We start from the raw sequence: 17596 nt of genomic DNA, 5'->3' as shown, positions 1-17596 counted from the left end.
TCATTCAGGGTAGTGGCCCGAGGAGAGAAAACCGCACGGGGGTCGCTGCAGCCGCCGAACGGTGCAGCCAAGCCCCGGCGATCAGCCCGGTCAAGGCCTCGCGCACGGGGCGTCCCGGCGGGCGCTTGTACGCCCAGATCGCCGTCACGAGTACTCCCCTGTGTCCCTTGGGGAGGAGATTTCAGGGCCGCAAGGAGTTCCGAGTGGACTCGCTAGTCTTGACTTGAAGTCCTGGGTATTCAGCTCTGAATGCCGAAGGGCGGCGCGGACTGGGGGCTCCTTTGTCGAACGAACCGATTCTGCTGTTCTTACATGGGGTTGGGGACGGCGATCAGGACGACAAGTGGAAGATCGCTGTGACAGAGGCACTGACTCGTCTGGGATACCCCGATCTGAACACAGTGCGAGTGATCGCGCCCAAGTACGCGCACGCACTCAAGGGCTGGGACGACAAAGTCCCGCTGCCGGGTGTGACGATCAAGCAGCCTCCCCGCGATGCGGCCAGGCAGAACCGCCGGGACTTCGAGCGCCGTATGGGCACCGTTGAGTTCAGACTCGGCCGTCACGATCGCGGCAATGGCCAGCCAGGTGGAGACGCTGTTATCGGTGTCGCCGTCGGACTGCCTCTCTTCAAGCAAGCGCACAACTACCTCAATAATCCTGAGATTCGCGCGCAAGTCCTGCACCGTATCCTCACCAAGCTGCCCGAGTCGGGGAGGCTTGTGATCGTGGGCCATAGCCTCGGCTCCGTGATCGCCGCCGACCTCGGGCGGCGCCTGCCGCCTGGCCTCGAAGTTGCCGGCATGGTGACCATCGGGAGCCCCCTGGCGAACGGAAGCTTCGATGTTGACAAACTGCGAGAGACGCTCAAAGAACCGCCGACGAACCTGGCATGGTGGGTAAACTTCTGGAACGCCCCTGACCCGGTGGCCGCCCACCGTGGTGTGTCCTCCGTATTCCCGTGGATGGTCGATTTTCGGATTGACACGAAAAAGGTGGGAACCAAGGCGCATGCCGCGACGGAGTATCTCTCCAACGAGGCGGTGGCGACGGCCATTGGCTTCGCGCTCTTCGGGTCCAGGTCGAAGGAGCTTGCGGGCATCGATAAGGGTCTCGACTTCCCCGTGGACGAGATAGAAAAGATGGCTCTTGTGGCGCTGCGCTACGCGCACCTCACGAAGATGAGACTGGAAGGCGACCAACAGGATCGTTTCGCCGGCGCCCTTCGACAAGTGCAAGGGGCCGTCGTCGACGGCATCAGACGACGAAACGACAGCGAGGAAAGAAGGCGCAGAGGAATGCCGTTCGCGGTTGCACGCCTCGCCTTCGATCTGTCCGATCCGCACGCTACTGTGCCCGAACCGCTCCCGTGCAGCCACATCCCAAAGGACGAGGCCGTCGTCCTGTTGACGATCCTTGCAGCCGAGAACGTCATCCGACCGTTTGAGATCTCGATCCCGAAAGACAAGTGGCGGGATGCCATGAAAGATCTCACCGCCGAGATGGGACTGGGAAGCCAGTACGGCGCCGATGTATTCGCGGCCGCCAAACGTGCGCAAGAGGCGCTGAGCAGCGGCCGCGGAGTGAACTGGATGAAGTGGGGTGCGCTTGGTGTCGGGGCGGCCCTGATCGTCCTGGTGACCGGCGGCCTGGCGCTCGCCGCTGGCGCCGGTCTGGCCGGAGCCGCAGTGATCACCAGCGCGCTGGCGGCGTTCGGGCCGGGCGGGATGATGGGGGGCCTCCTGACTGCTGGCACCCTCCTCACTGCGGGTGGCAGCGGCCTCGCTCTTGGCCTGGCCAGCCCCGGAACCACCGCAGCAACCCTCGAAGCGGTTGTGGAACGCCAGCTGGCCGCAGCAATTCTGCGGCAATGTCAAGAACTTGAACAGGATCCGGCTACCTGGAGAATTCTGGCCGAAACCGAGATCGAGGTTCGGCGTGAATATGAGCGGCTCGACGAGTTCTCAGACGAATCATCACCGGCACTCAAAGAACTGAAGCAGAAGATCCAGACCATCGAACGTGCGCTGAAGTATCTGAAAGACAACGGTCTCGCGCCAGACACTACCCTCAGCATTCCCGACCAGACGGAATGAAGCGGCGAGCAGGCTCAGTACGGCGAAGCGAGGCCCGGTCGAGACGACCCGCTACCCCGCAGTACACCGGCGAGCCCGCTCGAACGCTCTCCCGGTGAGTATGGGTGGGATTCTCCGCGTCCGATAACGCCCGGTTATGTCAGCAGGTCCGAAACCCGCCAGTTCCCTGCGCTCACCCCCGCCGTGACGCCGAAGTCAGGGTGACGCGCCGGCGGATGCGGCCCCGGCTGATCCTCTTTTGAGCCAGCGGAGCAGCGACCGTCCCGCTGCCATCAGCGAACTCCTGAACCGACGTCGTCCCTCCTTCGATAGTGGGTCGACTTCGCCCATCTTCCCGCGGATGATCAAGGTGCGTTCGCGCCGCAGGACCAGGCGAGCGCCGGACCACGTCAGCAGGATCGTCGCGAGCCCGGGAAGGCTCGCCACGATGAGGACCGCAACGGGTCCTGCCTCCAGAAGCTGGGATGCGACCGACCCGGTGATCAGCGCGGTGACCATCGCGTAGGCCAAGGACGAGAAACCGCCGAAGAAGGATCCCGGCGCGTGAAGCCGCGACACCGCCGACACATATAGCGCCGCGTGGGCTCTCGCCTCGCGACCATATTCGGCGAGTAGTTGCTCATGGGAAAGGGCAGCGGAATCTGATGCCATTGCCCCGGAGATCGGGCCTAGCTCCCTGAAACGCGCTTGGAGGTCCAGCAGTTGCACTGACCGTTCATAGAATCGTTTTCCGCGATCCTGCACGAGCCCGAATCCGAAAGTCAGGACCGCCACAACCAGGCCGCCGACGGTGACGATGGGCGCGAGTCCAGAAACAAACTCCACTATCTCCTCCGCGCGGCACCGGCACGCGCGCAAAGATCAGAGCGGGGCACCGTCGTGCATGAAGCCGACGACGACCGGATCTGATTCAGCACGGCCAGACCCGGCACAGGCGCTGGGTAAGCAGAACGCCCCGAGCCTCGATGTCGTCGTCGGACCAGGACTCCGGGTGTGCGCCCACGAGATCCTTGTTCAGCACGAGCAATGAGTAGTCGCTCAGAAGCGTGCGTTTTCCCCGTCCTTGGTCTTTACCCGTGGGAGCGACGATCCAAGTCTCGCGATCTGTCCACGGCCGGTGCGACAACGTGCCGTTGAGCTTCTTGGTGACGAGGGTGAGGTTTCCGAGAGTATTGACCCGCTTGTCGCGCTCGGCAGCATCGACGTCGTCTAGTGGCGAAGTGGCGTCCCAGTGAGCCCGCCATCCCTGCGGCATCACGTGCTCGATCTCAAGTTTGTGGGGTAGCTGCGTGTTTTCGTGCCGCTCCGTGCGCTGCTGCATTTCGATCCCCTCCAGGACGACACGCAGGCGCCCCTGACGGACATTGCCGTACAGCCGCAGGGAGGGCAGATCTCGCACCATCGTCTCGTCGCTCGGCCAGAAGCGGGAATCAGCCGTTTGGGAGGAGAGGAACTCCCGCACCACGTCACCTGCCCGGTGTACGGACGAAGTATCCAGCTCGCTGAGCAGCGACACCATCAAACGGTTGATGTCCTTCATGGTGTATCGCAACATCGTCCGACGGATAACCCAGCTCTCCAGAGCCTGAAGCCCCTTCGAAATCTCAACACCGGGGACGTCATGGTTGGAGGAAAGCATCCAGAGCAGCAGCGGAATGGTGGCAGCTAACTCCAGGCTCTCAACGACCCGCGAATAGAACCTGCCCGGCGATGAGTCTGGATCCAGCTCAGCAAAACCCCGGAATGTTGCCGCATCGTGCGAAAGCACCTGAAGGAATGATTCGGCTGTGCTCAATTCTTTCATCGACGCCGCAGCGTGGTCCCGGAATGCGCGAAAGACTCCCTCCGTGAGGACCTCCTCACGTTCCCGCATTGTGAGCCAGTACTGAAGAAATATGTCGACCCGCGACCTGAGGTGACGACCTTGGCTGATGGTCTCCCGCCACCAATCATCATCAAATTCGAGCCAAAGGGTTTCTGCCCAATTTTCGGTGTCGGCGTGCAGGTCTTCACCGCGCTGAAATACCCAGTTCTTGATCAGATCCGCAGCGAGCAGTGGAGTACCGCGATCATTAAGTGTTTCAAAGATGAGTTGGTCATCGTCATCAACACCGAGATTGATTGACACAAGATACAGATGTGACTGCAGCGTCTGTGCGAGGGCTCTGGCTCGTGAGGCTTCAGTGCCCGGCACCTTGATGAGGCTCTCGTCGCCGTCACTCCCCTCGAGTGGAACCACTGCACCGACCACCCAGGATCGCGCCGTGGACTGGAAGAATGCGTGCGCCTCAGCGACTCTGGACGCCCCGTGTTTTTTTCCAGCTGGTGAGTCCATAGTGGATTCGAACGCAACACGATCGGCCCGGCAGGGCCACAACTTGAAGCGTTCCCGTTTGCCAGCGAACCGCTTGCCCTCATTGAGGATGAGATCACTCAGCGCCTCGGCTTCGTCTTCGTAACCAAGCTCCTCGACAACCAGCTGAGCTGCATCCAGGAGCAGCTGGATTGTGGTCATGCGCTGCTGGCCGTCAATTACGATGTGTCTCGAGACGTCTCCGGCGAACGCTGAGACCGTCTTGACGACCACTGCACCAAGAAAGTGGGTCGGCAGCTTGGTCGATTCGGGCTCGTCTTCTTCCAACTTCAGCACTGCTAGGGCGACCCGCTCCACGTCGTCCCACAGCGGCGCCCACTGATCCTCCTCATTCCACACATAGGGGCGTTGGAAGGCAGGAATCTCATAGTGGACCTTCCCATCGAAAAGATCGCGCGGTGTGAGTGCATCTGCCTTCATAAAGAACTCCCCCTTGTGTATCCACGTCCGTGGTTCTCAGCCCCTTTACCGTAGCCCCACAGTGCCCCTCTTCCTCCCGCTCCTGCACACGAGTGATCTTCGTTTCCAGGTCGCGTGGAGATTCACGCTGGCTACTTTTTCACTGCACGAGCTTGGCCCTCAAGGAGTTCTCCTGCCTCCGATTTGGTGTTCCACATACGCCCTCGAGCACTCGATGCAAAATGGGCTGCGGTGGCAGACTGACCGCATCGCGACTCTGTTGCGACCACTCCCCCTAGCATCGACGTCCTCATCCCAGGGGGTACGACCGACTCGAGCTACTCCGACGCTTTCCTCGCCTCGCTCGGCTCAATCGGCGTTCCGCTCATCCACAGTTTTTTGTACGCATCGCGAATCGCTCCCGAGGCTGCGACATCGGCGAGTGGTGTAACAACTCCTGGACGACGAGTCAGCGAGTTCAGACTGCTACCAAACACCAGAACATCACCCTGGTCAGGGATGAAGAACCGATCATGTAACAGCTTTTCCTCGACAAAACGGACTTCGACCCGACCATTAATCGCGGCGAGCGCTGTTGCGATGATGGGACGTTTTGTAGTCACCCCATTGTTCGACAGCAGAATGCGCGTTACGGCCTGGATATCGAGCAACTCGTAAAATTCGGGTAACCGCAGGTACGGGTCGACGAGTAGACCGGCGTCCCGTGAAACGATCAAGCCGAACACCTTTGCGTACGCAAGCGGGTCTGCAGGGTCGATAACAACTGTCAGAGGGTCCTCATTTGACACGTCGACCGTCGGCGCGTTCAGCGCTTGAAGGACTACGCTGCCCAGCGCAGTCGGCGAGATCATCCCATCCACGATCTCGGCCCATCCCACACGGTCGAGATAGGCGGAGGCCGACTCGGCAGGAGAGGCAAGTTCCCGCGTACCTGTCACCCCCATGACGCTGATCCATTGGTTTGTCACCATCTCGGCGATCCCGCCCACCGTCCGGTATCTGGCCTCAGCCGGATCGGGTGCAGACGCGTACGCTTCAAAGAGCTCCACCGGCATTGGTTTGCCGTACCGGACTGTCGCGACCAGGTAGGCGAGCGAACGGTGTGTTTCATCACTGGCTATCTTCACAAGTCGCATCCTACGTGCGCGTCGGCCAACCGCACTTCCGGCGCGAAGACAGCGGCAGCTTCACCGTTCTCGAGCCGAGTTTTCACGACCTCGTCGCCTACCGCGCCACAGCCGACCGGGCACTCACACGGTTTGCCAAAGGTGACAGCTTCGTCGCTGAGGGCTACGTCCGCAACTTTCAGTTTGAGCGCGACGGTGAGGTCATCAATCGCGAGGAATTCGTGGCGAAGAAGATCGGCCACGACCTCGCCCGCACCAACTACGACGTCGACCGAACCCGCCGCTCACCTGCAGGCACCGAACGGGATGCGCTAGCCGCCCAGAAGGCAGTCTTGCTCGAGGCGGAGCACGCTCGCGCCGGCTCAGCCGTGCTCGGAATGTGAGGACAACGATGGCAGCGTCCCTGGTCGACTGGGCATCCGGCGACCAGGGTGCCTCATTCGGCGAAGACGAACTCGACGGGCCACTCTCGGCGGAGCCGCCGCATCCCATCAACTGGAATCTCCTCAGCGCAGATGACGCCGAAACAGAGTGGATCGAACTCAACCGGTGGGTGAACTGGCTACGACGGACGTACGGGCTCCCGGCATCCGTCGTGCCACCCTTCTGGCACCGCCACCCCGAACTCGTCTGGGAACTCTCCGCACTGCACCTGCACTGGCTCTGCGCATACGACCCCGACCAGCACGGCTCGGCCCCGTTCGGATGGCACCGAGACTTTGCGGATGCCCGCCAGCGCCTCCACGACTGGGTTGCGACATCGGGGACCCGCCTGGAGCGGGACCGTCCGACGCGCCAAACTCCGTGGCCAGGAGAGCCGCCGGCGGATGCTGTACATGAAATCGTGATCAGCGATCGCGACGCAGACTTCGTGCAGTTCGTCGTGGATGACGTCGCCAGGCGGCGTGATGCTGAGACTAAGTTCTATGCACGCGCCGGATCTCCTTAATTGACACGATTGAAGCAATCGGCTCTTGACCAGTCCTTGGACGACCTGACAATCTGGCGCGAGCCTCGCCAAGGAGCGTCCTTTTTGCTCTCATGAAGTGTCCGGGTTAGCCCACGTTGACCGTGTCCTTTCTTGGGCGGGCACAATGGGAATCAGGCCCCCAGCCTTCATGTGGAACGCGCATTGTGCCCTTGGGGCAGTGGGCCGACCGTGGCCGTCCCCCTTGCGGGCAGGACGAGGACTCCAGAGGTCGTCGAGGATTTTTGTGGTCTTCAAACCATTTCCGAAGACCTCGGGTGGTTGTCCGCCGCTACGCTCTCGTTATGGTCCGCATTCGAAAGACGCGTTGGAAACTCGTCTACATCGTTATTGGAGCCTTGCTCGCAGGGTTCGCTGGTCTGGTCCTTGCCCCGGCGTTCCCACCCCCGGCATACGCAATGGGTGCAAACGTACTTCTACTATTGCTCTACTCGGGCGGCGTGCGGTCCTTCCGCGGTCCAGGTGAACCTATTAAGCCGCCGCGGGCTTGGTGGAGGATGACATCTCGGCCGCGAGCCGGCTTTGTCGTCGGCTCATTACTCATCCTCAGCGTTGTCAACGAGGTCTCCCTCGCGGTGTCTGGGGCGGGCAACTTCACATTTGGCTACGCCCTCGGAGCAGTAGTCGATGGTTCATTGGCCTTACTGTTTTTTCGGTCGTCTATCAAATTGCGAAGATTCCCTCCAGAAACGGTACCTGACCCCGTCGAAGCGCCGCGATGGAAGCCAATCAAACTCTAGCTATCGGGGTTCCCAAGCGGACCAGCCCCAAGTGCGCTTGAATCTGCGCATGACTCACGACAGTGCCTTGACAACCCCAACTGCCCTTCCTGCCTCATCAAGATGGAAGCAAGAGTGTGGGGCCGGTCGATTGCATGGCCTTGCTCCCGTTGCGGGCTACTCCAGCTGTGAGCGCCCGTGGGGCGCTTATCGCGCTCAACCGCAGCAGCTCCGGAATGAATGTTCGCGAGGACGGCGCACCCCGGTGGTGAGATACTACGTCCGATTTCGGATAGCTACTCTGCGCGCCGCCTCTTCGAGATCCATAGCCGTACCGGCCCCGCCAGCCAAGGCCTGTACCTTCCAGAAAGGCGGGAAAGTATCGACATACAACACGTGCAGTCGGCGCACCGCCAGCAGGAAATAAGCGGCTACTAGGGCGCTTAAAGCGACCGTGATCGCTGTAGGCCAGACGCTGACCGGAGTATCCGTATCGTTGGCGGCCGAGACAACCGTCACCCAGATCGCATCCGTGCCGGCGACCAGGCCTGCGGTCAAGAGTGTGAGTGCGCTTTCATCCATCAAGCGAGACGCACGCTGCTTCAGATTGCTCGTGGGCCGCCTGGCTAGGTTGAGGCGCAGGGAAAAGACAAGGGCAAACGCGGAAATGAACACACCGGCTAGAAGACCCAAGGCCGCTGAAAGCTCACTAACGCTGTTGAGCTGCCATCCCAGCCGCAGAGAAATCGCCCCGGCTATTGGCGCAACGGCGATGAGAAACAGGCGCACAAGGATCGCGGGCTTCCCGGTGCCAACGTGACGGAGAAACCGGAATTGATCGATAACAAGTGCGAACACGTTCATTCTGGACATGTGCATCCCCCACTCTAACTTGCTTCTGTTTACTGCCGACTTCCAGCTCCGTCAAGCCAATCAGTCCAGTCGGGCTCCATTTCCATTTCATTGGCATCGAACAAAGCCTGGGCCACTGAGGCGACTTCGTGTACGAACTTAGTGTTATCCAATTCGACTTCCCCGAGTTCGTAAACGAACCCTTCTGTCCTGTCCAGCGGTTGGAGTCGGCGGTCGCTCAAATCGGACTTGATGTGCACTCTCGCGTCATCGAATTCCAGAGACTCAGCGTCGCTCCAAAGGATTGAGGCCAAGGCCGAGGCTTCTTGGGCCGCATCTACGGGCTGTGAGTCGACTCCTGTGGTCTTGCGTGGGAGCCACCCGGTGACACGACTCAGGATATGTGCGGCCTCCGACGCTCCGGCCGCGATAGGGAAAGTGAGCTTGACCCTCCTCATCCTCGGAGTTTCCGAGTCTGAAGTCACGATCGTCTTAAACAGTTCGACTTCCTTCACCCGTCCGCGGCGTACGAGGTTGCGCACCGCAGCTGCGTCCGCCACGGGGCCTTGAGGACGGAGCTTCAGATTGTGACCAACTGCAGCGTTGTGGAGGCGACGCGCGAGGTCAGCTCCGGCATGTGATCTGGAGATAACCTCCACAGCCAGGAATCCGACGGTGCCGCGTTCAGGTGTGATGAGCAGCGCGCGATATGGCCGGGTGGTTGCCAGTCCTGTCAGGTCTGCATCCGCTCGCATCCCTTGTGGATCCACCGCTGTATTGTGATCGCCGACGATCCCGTATTGGATCTGCATTAGGAGAGCCGACCGCAGCCTCCAGGACTCGTCTACCCGTACAACTGCTGGTGGTTTGGCCGAGAGGTTTGCTGGTAACTGAGCTGTCTCGGAACCGGAGACCACGTCATCTGACGATATGTAGATCTCGTCCCCACTGGCAGAATCCACTGCGGGATGTATACCTTCGGCAGAACTCACAGCAGCCCTGAGAATCTCCTCAGCGTCACGCTTGCGCCGCAGCACGGCAATGTCTTCGGCCACTCTGTCCAGATAGTGAGGCTCGCCTTCCGGGCCAAAATTGACCGGTGTGTGCCCCCCGCCGTTGAAGGCTTGAACCCGCAATAATTTGAACCCATACTTTGGCACGTGCGCCCCCATTTTTCCTTGCGGTCGTAAGAAGATCGCAAGGTTCATCTCATAGTCGCAGAAAGAATTGCGTTTCCGATCGAGTCACACTTCAAGGTGGGGAATCCCAGTCGGCCGTTACAGCGTCGTTATGAATTACACAGCCCTTCCGCAGGTACGAAAATGGAAGTGAGCGCGGTCTTTCTCGTGGTCAGAAGCCCAAAAAAATAGCTGCCGGGCGGCGCTGTGGGCCTGTCTGGGCCGATTTCTAGTCCTTGTCTCAAAGGCGGTCACGGTTCGCCTAGCGACACGTCTCCGCTCCCTGGCAGGATGAGCGAATGCGAATCGATCCTGATCCCAACTGCGCGGAATTCGGCATGCTCACGCAGTACCTCGATTATCAGCGTGAGACGTTGCTATCAAAGACCGACGGTCTGACCCGTGAGCAGCTGGCACAGAGGCACTCCCCCTCCGAACTCACCCTCGCGGGCCTGCTTTACCATCTGGCGCTGGTGGAAGAGGACTGGACGGAGGTCCGCTTTGCTGGCCTCCCTGATCGAGAGCCATGGGCCAGCGTGGACTGGGACGACGACCCGGACTGGGAATTCCGCAACGCTGCTTTTCTCGAGCCGATTCAGTTGCGCAGTCGCTACCGCGAAGCCTGTGATCGGAGCCGGGCAGTCGTGTCAAAATCGACAGGCTTGGATCAGCTGTCGGTCAAGGTGCTGGGCGATGGCCGCAACTTCTCGCTCCGATGGGTGCTGCTGCACCTTGTCGAGGAGACCGCTCGCCACGCCGGACACGCCGACTTTTTGCGCGAAGCGATTGACGGCACAGTCGGCGAATAGCGAACCGAGACTTCAGAATCCTCGACAGAGGAGACGTCTTGGAAAAGCATCGATCCCTTTAGTCATTCGGTGATCGACGGTTGACCAGTCGCGTTGCGGGTTCGGCTATCAGCCGCTTTCGGAAGTGGCCGGAGAGTCGAGCGATGTCAGGTACTCGGCGTTGCCGCGCATGGCGGGCTTGTACCGGTCAATCTCTTCCGAATGCACATGGTCGGCAAGCAGAGTGAGAAGGCTGCCGAGAGCGGTGTTGACACGGCCGGCCGCGTGCAGGCTCAGAGATTCGAATGCGCCGAGGGCAACAGAGTCCGGAAACTCCCTGCGCGCTTGCGCGAACACCGTCACCGACTCATCTAGGCGGCCAAGGTTGCGGAGGGTGCTCCCGTATTGGAGGTAGCACCGGCGACGCACGTCCCCGTCGAGCCCTTCGGTCATCGCTCGCTCGTAGAACCCCAGGGCGGTCGTCTCCTCGCCCGCGGTGTCGTACGCACCGCCTACTTCGTAGAGGACTCGGGGGTCACGCGGGTGCATCTCGTAGACATGGAGAAGGGCGGCAATCGTTGGGCCCATATTGTCTCGGTCGCGAGCCGCGAAGATGCGGTCCAGCTCGATGTGCAGTTCGATACTCATTGATGAGTGGCTCCTCGACTCGTGCCGGCCGCGCAGACGCGCGTGCTCAGGCTAGCTGCCGGACTTGATTCATTTGTCGTTCACCTTGGATAGACATCGGATCGCAACGGCGCCGGCAGTGCGGCATGCCAGCATGGAGGATGACTTTCTCGCGACGCTCCGTTCAGAGTGAGGGTGTCACGATCAGCTATCTTGATTCGGGTCTCGTGGGGTCGACGGTTGTTATCCTTCACGGACTCGCTGGCAGTGCCACCGAATTCATTCCGACTGCCGAATCGCTTTCCGATTTTCGTGTGATCCTCGTCGACCAACGCGGGCATGGGCACAGTACCCGCGTTCCCGCAGACACCTCCCGGGCTGCCTTCGTCGCCGACGTCGTGCGAGTCATTGAGGCGGAGGTCGACGGTGCTGTGGCGCTAGTGGGTCAATCGATGGGCGCTCATACGGCAATGATGGTCGCCGCTGCTCGCCCGGACCTCGTGGAACGCCTCGTTTTACTCGAAAGCGGAGCGGGGTCAGGCAACCCGGCCGAGAACGCCACGATGGGCGACCATCTTCGATCGTGGCCGCTCCCGTTCGTCGACAAAACCACCGCGCGCGAGTACTTGGGTAATGGGCCACTCGAGCAAGCATGGATTGCCGACTTGGAGCCTCGACACGAAGGCCTCTACCCTCGGTTCGATCCAGAAGTGATGGTCCAAACCCTCGACGCGGTTGCCGTCCCGAGATGGACGGAATGGGAGAGCGTCTCGGCCCCGGCTCTTGTCGTCTACGCCAGCGGTGGCATTTTTAGCGAGGAAGACAAGGCAGAGTTCGTGCGCCGGGGCCAACGAGCCCAGCTCATCGAGATCCCCGATGCCTCCCATGACGCGCATCTGGACGCGTTCGACCGATGGATTGAGATCCTGCACGCGTTCCTCCGCCAGGATCAGCCACGCTGAGATTCAGCCCGTCACGGGTTCCTCATAGGGGAACGAAGAATAGGGAGGGTTCGGCGGTCGCGACGGCCCTTTATTCTTCGTCTTTCGCGAAAGCTCTGTCGAGTAGCGCTGCGGTGGCCGGGTTCACCAGCTCGCTCCGTTGGATGTAGTGCTGCACCGTAATCTTCGTGTCCGTGTGGCCGAGCAGCTCTGCGGCGAGTTCGATGTTGGCGTTGGCGTTGACCGCAGTCGCAACCGTGCGGCGGAACATGTGCGGCGTCACACCCTCGATTCCCGCTCCCCCGAGCACGTGACGCAACTGACGACGCACGTTCGCGGTGGTGAGCGGGGTGCCGTCCCGGGATTGGAACAGCAGATCATCCAGGTCCATGCTCCCGGCATTGGCAAGACGCCGGCGAACCGCGTCGGCGGTGAACGTGGGTAGTGCCACAACACGACGCGACTTGGCGGTTTTGGGGTGGTCCTGCCGGAAAGTCTGCTCGCCGTTGCGGCTGATAATCGTGCCGGCCAGGCGGATGGACGGTATGGCGCTTGTGATATCGATGTCCCGGCGGCGGATGGCCAGCACCTCGCCGATCCGCGCCGAGGTGCCGAGCATCACCTCGATAATCGCGCCGAGCTGGCCGTCGGGCTTGGGCCCGGAGATGTGATTGACGGCGCTTTCCCACCGGGCGATCGCCGCGCGGATCACGTTCACCTCCGGGGCCGTGAGCGCATCAGGGAGATGCGGTTCGCGGTACAGGCGAGCCACGTGGTCCATCGGATTGCTGGGGAGAATCTCATGCCGCACTGCCAACTCAAGCGCCAGCCGCAGAACGACACGACCTTGCTTGGCCCGGCTGTGGGAGAGCTTCGCCAGCTGCTTGATGAAGTGATCGCAGCGAGCGACGCCGATCTCGCGCAGCGTGAGACTGCGAAACACTGGCAGCACGAGCGTTCGCATGTTGCGCTCGTACAGATTCCGGGTCGTCTTCGATATCCGATTCTCCATATCGATGTCCTCGAGCCAGTACGTCGCCAAGTCTGCGAACGAGCTGTCCGGCGTCAACGACGTGTTCGTCGGCTGCTGCAGGTATCTCGTCGTGAGCTTGCTCTTCAGCGATCGCTCGGCAGCCCTAGCGGTGTCGCCGGTGGCCTGAACCTGGCGCGTCTGACCGTCCCAGTCCCGGTACCGGGTCCGCGCCTCGAACCGGCCGGACGGCGCCACCCGGATGGTGATGTCACCGAAGGTGCTGATCGTCAACCGTGGCCGCGACATCTCAGCTCACCGCCGATCGGTGCGCCAGGGCGTGCTGGAAGGTTCCCGCTGCTCGGCAATCCAGGCCCGCACGTCGGAGATGGCGAACTTGAGGTGCTTGCCGAACCGGTAGGCCGTCGGGCCTTTGCCCCGCACACGCCAGTCGTAGACCGTGGAGATCGGGATGCCCAGGTAGGACGCCAACTCGTTGATGTCCATCAAGGGTTCCAGGCCCCACGCGTCGGTGGAGGGGGCAGAGGAGGAGGTTGGGTATTCGTCGTGGATGCTCATACCCAGAAGGTGCGCACCACACTCCCGGATGACCGGGCTGGACCGAAAACGACGTCGCCGCCCCGGATAGGAAGGCCGTCTCAGCGGCTCCAGGGAGGAGTAAAAGATGGGTTTGTGATGGGGTAGTCAAATCTCTTAACCAAAAAAGTCCCGGAAACCCTTGAGTTTCCGGGACATTTGGTCGGGCTGACAGGATTTGAACCTGCGACCCCTTGACCCCCAGTCAAGTGCGCTACCAAGCTGCGCCACAGCCCGCCGCTCCTGCAGCGATTCCAGCGAACAGAACCAACAGGAGACAACTCGAATAGCTTACCGCGTCCCGGGAGCGCTCGCGGACACCATCCGTTGTTTGAGCATCGAATCTGCGGGCGGGGCGCCGTGCAGGCTCGCCGCCAGCGCTACGCGGGGACTGCGCCGAGTCGCGGGTGGCGTGCCATGCGCGAAGCGGCGCACGCGCGAAGCGGCGCACGCGCGAAGCGGCGCACGCGCGACGCGGCAGCGCGACCGCGGCGGCGTCGCGTGAGGGCATGCCAGCAGCGCGGGTACGGAAGGACCGGGTCGTGTTGGAGCCGGTGCTCTAAACGAAAAAGCCCCAACCGCGAGATGAAACATCTCGGGGTCGGGGCTTCTGATGTGCTGAGCAGACTGGCTAGCGCTTGCGCTTCTCGCGCACGCGCATGCTGATGTTGATCGGGCTTCCCTCGAAGCCGTAGACCTCGCGCAGGCGACGCTGGATGTAACGACGGTAGCCCGGGTCAAGGAACCCGGTGGTGAAGATGACGAAGGTCGGCGGGCGGCTCGACGCCTGGGTGCCGAACAGGATGCGGGGCTGCTTGCCGCTGCGCACGGGGTGCGGGTGCGACGCGGCCAGCTCGGCGAGGAACGCGTTGAACTTGCCGGTGGCGATGCGGGTGTCCCAGGCTTCGAGAGCGGTCTCGAGGGCCGGAACGAGCTTCTCCATGTGGCGGCCGGTCTTGGCCGAGATGTTCACGCGCGGAGCCCAGGAGACGTGCGCCAGGTCCTGCTCGATCTCACGTTCCAGGTAGCGGCGACGGTCGTCGTCGATCTGGTCCCACTTGTTGAACGCCAGCACGAGGGCGCGACCGGATTCGAGCACCAGGTCGATCACGCGCACGTCCTGCTCGCTGATCACCTCGGTCACGTCGATCAGAACCACGGCCACTTCGGCCTTTTCCAGCGCGGCGCTGGTGCGCAGCGAGGCGTAGAAGTCGGCACCCTGCGAGAGGTGCACGCGACGACGGATGCCGGCCGTGTCGACAAAGCGCCACACCTTGCCGCCGAGCTCAACCTGCTCGTCGACCGGGTCGCGCGTGGTGCCGGCGAGCTCGTTGACGACAACGCGCTCCTCGCCGACGACCTTGTTCAGAAGGCTCGACTTGCCCACGTTCGGGCGGCCGAGGATCGCGACGCGGCGGGGTCCGCCGACTTCCTGCTTGGCGACGGCGGAGATCTCGGGGAGTTCCTCGAGGATCGCGTCGAGCAGGTCGGCGACGCCGCGGCCGTGCAGGGCCGAGACGGGCCAGGGCTGGCCGAGGCCGAGCGCCCAGAGGCTCGCGGCTTCCGGCTCCTGGCGGATGTCGTCGACCTTGTTGGCGACGAGGAAGACGGGCTTGCCGGCCTTGCGCAGCAGGCGCACGACGGCCTCGTCGGTGGAGGTGGGCCCCACGTTGGCGTCGACGACGAACATGACGACGTCGCAGAGTTCGATGGCCAGTTCGGCTTGGGCGGCGACGGACGCGTCGATGCCCTTGGCGTCGGGCTCCCAGCCGCCGGTGTCGACGAGGCTGAAGCGGCGTTCGTGCCATTCACCCTTGTACGTCACGCGGTCGCGGGTCACGCCGGGGGTGTCCTCCACGACGGCCTCGCGGCGGCCGAGGATGCGGTTCACGAGCGCCGACTTGCCCACGTTCGGGCGGCCGACGATGGCGATGACCGGCAGGGCCGGCAGATACTGGATGGCGTCGGGGTCTTCCGTCACCGTGTCGAGGACATCGAAGTCCTCGTCGGCGAGATCGTACTCGTTGAGTCCGGTGCGAAGAGCGGCGGCGCGTTGCGACACCAGGTCGTCGTCGAGGTCGTCCAAGCGCGTTACCAGCTCGGAGTCGAGGTCGGGGATCGTGTCGTCGAAGTCGTTGTTGTTGGTCATGCGATGGCCTCGCGGTATGTATTGATGACGTCGAGGACCGCGTCAATGGTCTGTTCGAAGTCGAGATGGGTGGAGTCGACGGTGGTCACACCGTCTGCGGCGCTCATGAATTCGACAACTCGTGAGTCAGCGCGATCCCTCGATCGCAGCTGCTCCGCCACGGTTTCAGCCGATTGGGTCGATATTTCCGCAGAGCGCCTAGCCATTCTAGCCTCCTCGGAAGCCGTGAGCAGTATGCGGATCTCCGCGGTCGGGGCCACCACGGTGGTGATGTCCCGGCCTTCGATCACGATTCCGGTGCGGTGGGAGCTCGCGGCGATGCTGCGGAACAGCTCGGTGAGGTGCGCGCGCACCTCCGGGATGCGTGCCACGGTGCTCACGATGGCGGAGACGGCGGGATCGCGGATCGCGTCGGTGACATCCGTTTCGCCGACCCGCACGAAGTGCTCGTCGGGGGCGATGCCGATGGAGTAGTCGAAGCCGGGCAGGGCGGCCACGACGGCGTCGGTGTTCTCCGGGTCGATCCCCCGGTCGCTGACGAACCAGGCGAAGGCCCGGTAGGCGGCGCCCGTGTCGAGGTAGTCGAAGCCGATGCGGCGGGCGGCGGCGCGACTGACGCTGGACTTGCCGCTGCCGGCCGGTCCGTCGATCGCGACGATGTGGGGGCTTGAGTGACGACCCATGATTAACCAGCAATCCGCCAGCCGCGGGCGGCCAGCTCTTCGGTGAGGCGACCAATGGCCTCAGGGAGTACAGAAATTTCGGCCAGGCCCAGCTGGGCGCCCGGTGAGTGCTCGAGACGGAGGTCTTCGAGGTTGACCCCGACCTCGCCGACCTCGTTGAGGAGGCGGGCGAGCTGACCGGGGGTGTCGTCGACCATCACGCTGAGCGTGACGAAACGGCGGTCCTGGCCGTGCTTGCCGGGCAGGCGGGCCACCCCGGTGTTGCCGCCGGCGAGTTCCTCGGCCACCTTGCGGCGGGCGCCCGGCGCGGTGGGGGCGTCGAGCGCGTCGATGAACCGGTCCAGGTCGGTGCGGTAGGCCAGCAGGATGTCCCGCACGGGTTCGGCGTTCGCGCCGAGGATCTGCACCCACAGCTCGGGGTCGCTGGCCGCGACCCGGGTCACATCGCGCAGACCCTGGCCGGCGAGGTTCAGGGCCGAGCCGGCGGCATCCGTCAACCGGCGCGCCATGATCGTGGAGACGACCTGCGGCACATGGGAGATCAGCGCCACGGCACGGTCGTGCTCTTCCGGGCTCATCTCGACCAGGATCGCGCCGAGGTCGAGGATCAGGTCGTCGATCGCGGTGGCCTGCTGGTAGCTGATCGCGTCGTGCGCGGCCACCACCCAGGGGCGGCCGACGAAGAGGTCGGCCCGACCGGCGAGCGGTCCCCCGCGTTCGCGGCCCGCCATCGGGTGACCGCCGATGTAGCGGGACACGTCGGCGCCCAGCTCCCGCAGCTGTTGCAGCGGGGACAGCTTGACGCTGGCGACATCCGTCACGATCGCCTGCGGGAAGGCGGCCAGTTCGCGCGCGACGATCTCGGCGGTCACGTCGGGCGGCACGCAGACCACGATCAGCTGGGGCAGGTCGCCGGGGAGCGCGGCGCGGCCGGCGCCGTAGTCGACGGCGATGCTGAGGTTGGTCGGGGATGCGTCGGCGAGGATGACGTCGATGCCGCGCGCGCGAAGCCCGAGGCCGATGCTGGTGCCGAGCAGGCCGGCGCCCACGACACGCACGGGCCCGATCAGGCGAGATTCAACCACGG

The 17596-nt window shown here is 62.9% G+C and carries 16 protein-coding genes and 1 tRNA gene; 5 read left to right on the top strand and 12 right to left on the bottom strand.

The window, feature by feature from the left end:
- Positions 1 to 281 precede the first annotated feature (281 nt).
- Positions 282 to 2096: an alpha/beta hydrolase family protein gene (locus E3T23_RS14800; RefSeq protein WP_134371298.1), complete on the top strand. Its 1815-nt coding sequence runs from the start codon at positions 282 to 284 to the stop codon at positions 2094 to 2096.
- A 195-nt stretch (positions 2097 to 2291) separates the two neighbouring features.
- Here E3T23_RS14800 and E3T23_RS14795 read toward each other — a convergent pair whose 3' ends face one another.
- From E3T23_RS14795 to E3T23_RS14785, 3 genes are all read right to left on the bottom strand, one after another.
- Positions 2292 to 2921: a hypothetical protein gene (locus E3T23_RS14795; RefSeq protein WP_134371297.1), complete on the bottom strand. Its 630-nt coding sequence runs from the start codon at positions 2919 to 2921 to the stop codon at positions 2292 to 2294.
- Between the two features lie 85 nt (positions 2922 to 3006).
- Positions 3007 to 4890, bottom strand: coding sequence for a DUF262 domain-containing protein (locus tag E3T23_RS14790; protein ID WP_134371296.1), 1884 nt, complete (start codon positions 4888 to 4890; stop codon positions 3007 to 3009).
- A 317-nt stretch (positions 4891 to 5207) separates the two neighbouring features.
- The gene (locus tag E3T23_RS14785; RefSeq protein WP_134371295.1) at positions 5208 to 6017 is read right to left on the bottom strand and encodes a hypothetical protein; all 810 of its coding nucleotides are present in this window, start codon (positions 6015 to 6017) and stop codon (positions 5208 to 5210) included.
- A gap of 14 nt (positions 6018 to 6031) precedes the next feature.
- On the opposite strand from E3T23_RS14785, the gene E3T23_RS14780 reads away from it, so the two are divergent.
- A complete protein-coding gene (locus E3T23_RS14780; RefSeq protein WP_174843891.1) occupies positions 6032 to 6400 on the top strand; it encodes a single-stranded DNA-binding protein in 369 nt (122 codons plus the stop codon).
- An 8-nt stretch (positions 6401 to 6408) separates the two neighbouring features.
- Complete coding sequence (locus E3T23_RS14775) at positions 6409 to 6966, top strand: hypothetical protein (RefSeq protein WP_134371294.1); 558 nt, start codon at positions 6409 to 6411, stop codon at positions 6964 to 6966.
- A 1034-nt stretch (positions 6967 to 8000) separates the two neighbouring features.
- Here the strand turns inward: E3T23_RS14775 and E3T23_RS14770 are convergent.
- On the bottom strand, positions 8001 to 8597 hold the full coding sequence (locus E3T23_RS14770) for a hypothetical protein (RefSeq protein WP_134371293.1): 597 nt from the start codon (positions 8595 to 8597) through the stop codon (positions 8001 to 8003).
- 29 nt (positions 8598 to 8626) lie between these two features.
- Positions 8627 to 9784 carry a hypothetical protein gene (locus E3T23_RS14765; protein WP_134371292.1) on the bottom strand — a complete coding sequence of 386 codons (1158 nt, stop codon included), beginning with the start codon at positions 9782 to 9784 and terminating at the stop codon, positions 8627 to 8629.
- Between the two features lie 269 nt (positions 9785 to 10053).
- Here E3T23_RS14765 and E3T23_RS14760 point away from each other — a divergent pair, with 269 nt between their 5' ends.
- A complete protein-coding gene (locus tag E3T23_RS14760; protein ID WP_134371291.1) occupies positions 10054 to 10563 on the top strand; it encodes a DinB family protein in 510 nt (169 codons plus the stop codon).
- Positions 10564 to 10671: 108 nt separating this feature from the next.
- Here E3T23_RS14760 and E3T23_RS14755 read toward each other — a convergent pair whose 3' ends face one another.
- The gene (locus tag E3T23_RS14755; protein ID WP_134371290.1) at positions 10672 to 11190 is read right to left on the bottom strand and encodes a tetratricopeptide repeat protein; all 519 of its coding nucleotides are present in this window, start codon (positions 11188 to 11190) and stop codon (positions 10672 to 10674) included.
- Positions 11191 to 11330: 140 nt separating this feature from the next.
- Between E3T23_RS14755 and E3T23_RS14750 the strand changes: the two genes are divergently transcribed.
- Positions 11331 to 12131, top strand: a complete 801-nt coding sequence (locus E3T23_RS14750) for an alpha/beta fold hydrolase (protein ID WP_241978014.1) — start codon at positions 11331 to 11333, stop codon at positions 12129 to 12131.
- A gap of 70 nt (positions 12132 to 12201) precedes the next feature.
- On the opposite strand, the gene E3T23_RS14745 is transcribed toward E3T23_RS14750, so the two are convergent.
- From E3T23_RS14745 to E3T23_RS14720, 6 genes are all read right to left on the bottom strand, one after another.
- The gene (locus tag E3T23_RS14745) at positions 12202 to 13374 is read right to left on the bottom strand and encodes a tyrosine-type recombinase/integrase (protein ID WP_241978013.1); all 1173 of its coding nucleotides are present in this window, start codon (positions 13372 to 13374) and stop codon (positions 12202 to 12204) included.
- 21 nt (positions 13375 to 13395) lie between these two features.
- Positions 13396 to 13659 carry a helix-turn-helix domain-containing protein gene (locus E3T23_RS14740; protein ID WP_241978011.1) on the bottom strand — a complete coding sequence of 88 codons (264 nt, stop codon included), beginning with the start codon at positions 13657 to 13659 and terminating at the stop codon, positions 13396 to 13398.
- A gap of 178 nt (positions 13660 to 13837) precedes the next feature.
- Positions 13838 to 13914 (bottom strand) — tRNA-Pro (locus tag E3T23_RS14735).
- 394 nt (positions 13915 to 14308) lie between these two features.
- Positions 14309 to 15826 (bottom strand): ribosome biogenesis GTPase Der, encoded by a 1518-nt coding sequence (der, locus tag E3T23_RS14730; RefSeq protein WP_134371287.1) that lies wholly within the window; start codon positions 15824 to 15826, stop codon positions 14309 to 14311.
- Complete coding sequence (gene cmk, locus E3T23_RS14725; RefSeq protein WP_134371286.1) at positions 15823 to 16509, bottom strand: (d)CMP kinase; 687 nt, start codon at positions 16507 to 16509, stop codon at positions 15823 to 15825. The genes der and cmk overlap by 4 nt, the downstream gene beginning before the upstream one ends.
- Positions 16510 to 16511: 2 nt before the next feature.
- Entirely contained in the window at positions 16512 to 17594 is a 1083-nt protein-coding gene (locus E3T23_RS14720; RefSeq protein WP_134371285.1) for a prephenate dehydrogenase, read from the bottom strand.
- Between the last annotated feature and the right edge of the window lie 2 nt (positions 17595 to 17596).

Source organism: Cryobacterium cheniae, assembly GCF_004403395.1.
Lineage (GTDB): Bacteria > Actinomycetota > Actinomycetes > Actinomycetales > Microbacteriaceae > Cryobacterium > Cryobacterium cheniae.
Note: the sequence above shows the minus strand (reverse complement) of the source record. Positions and strands in the feature narration are given on the sequence as shown.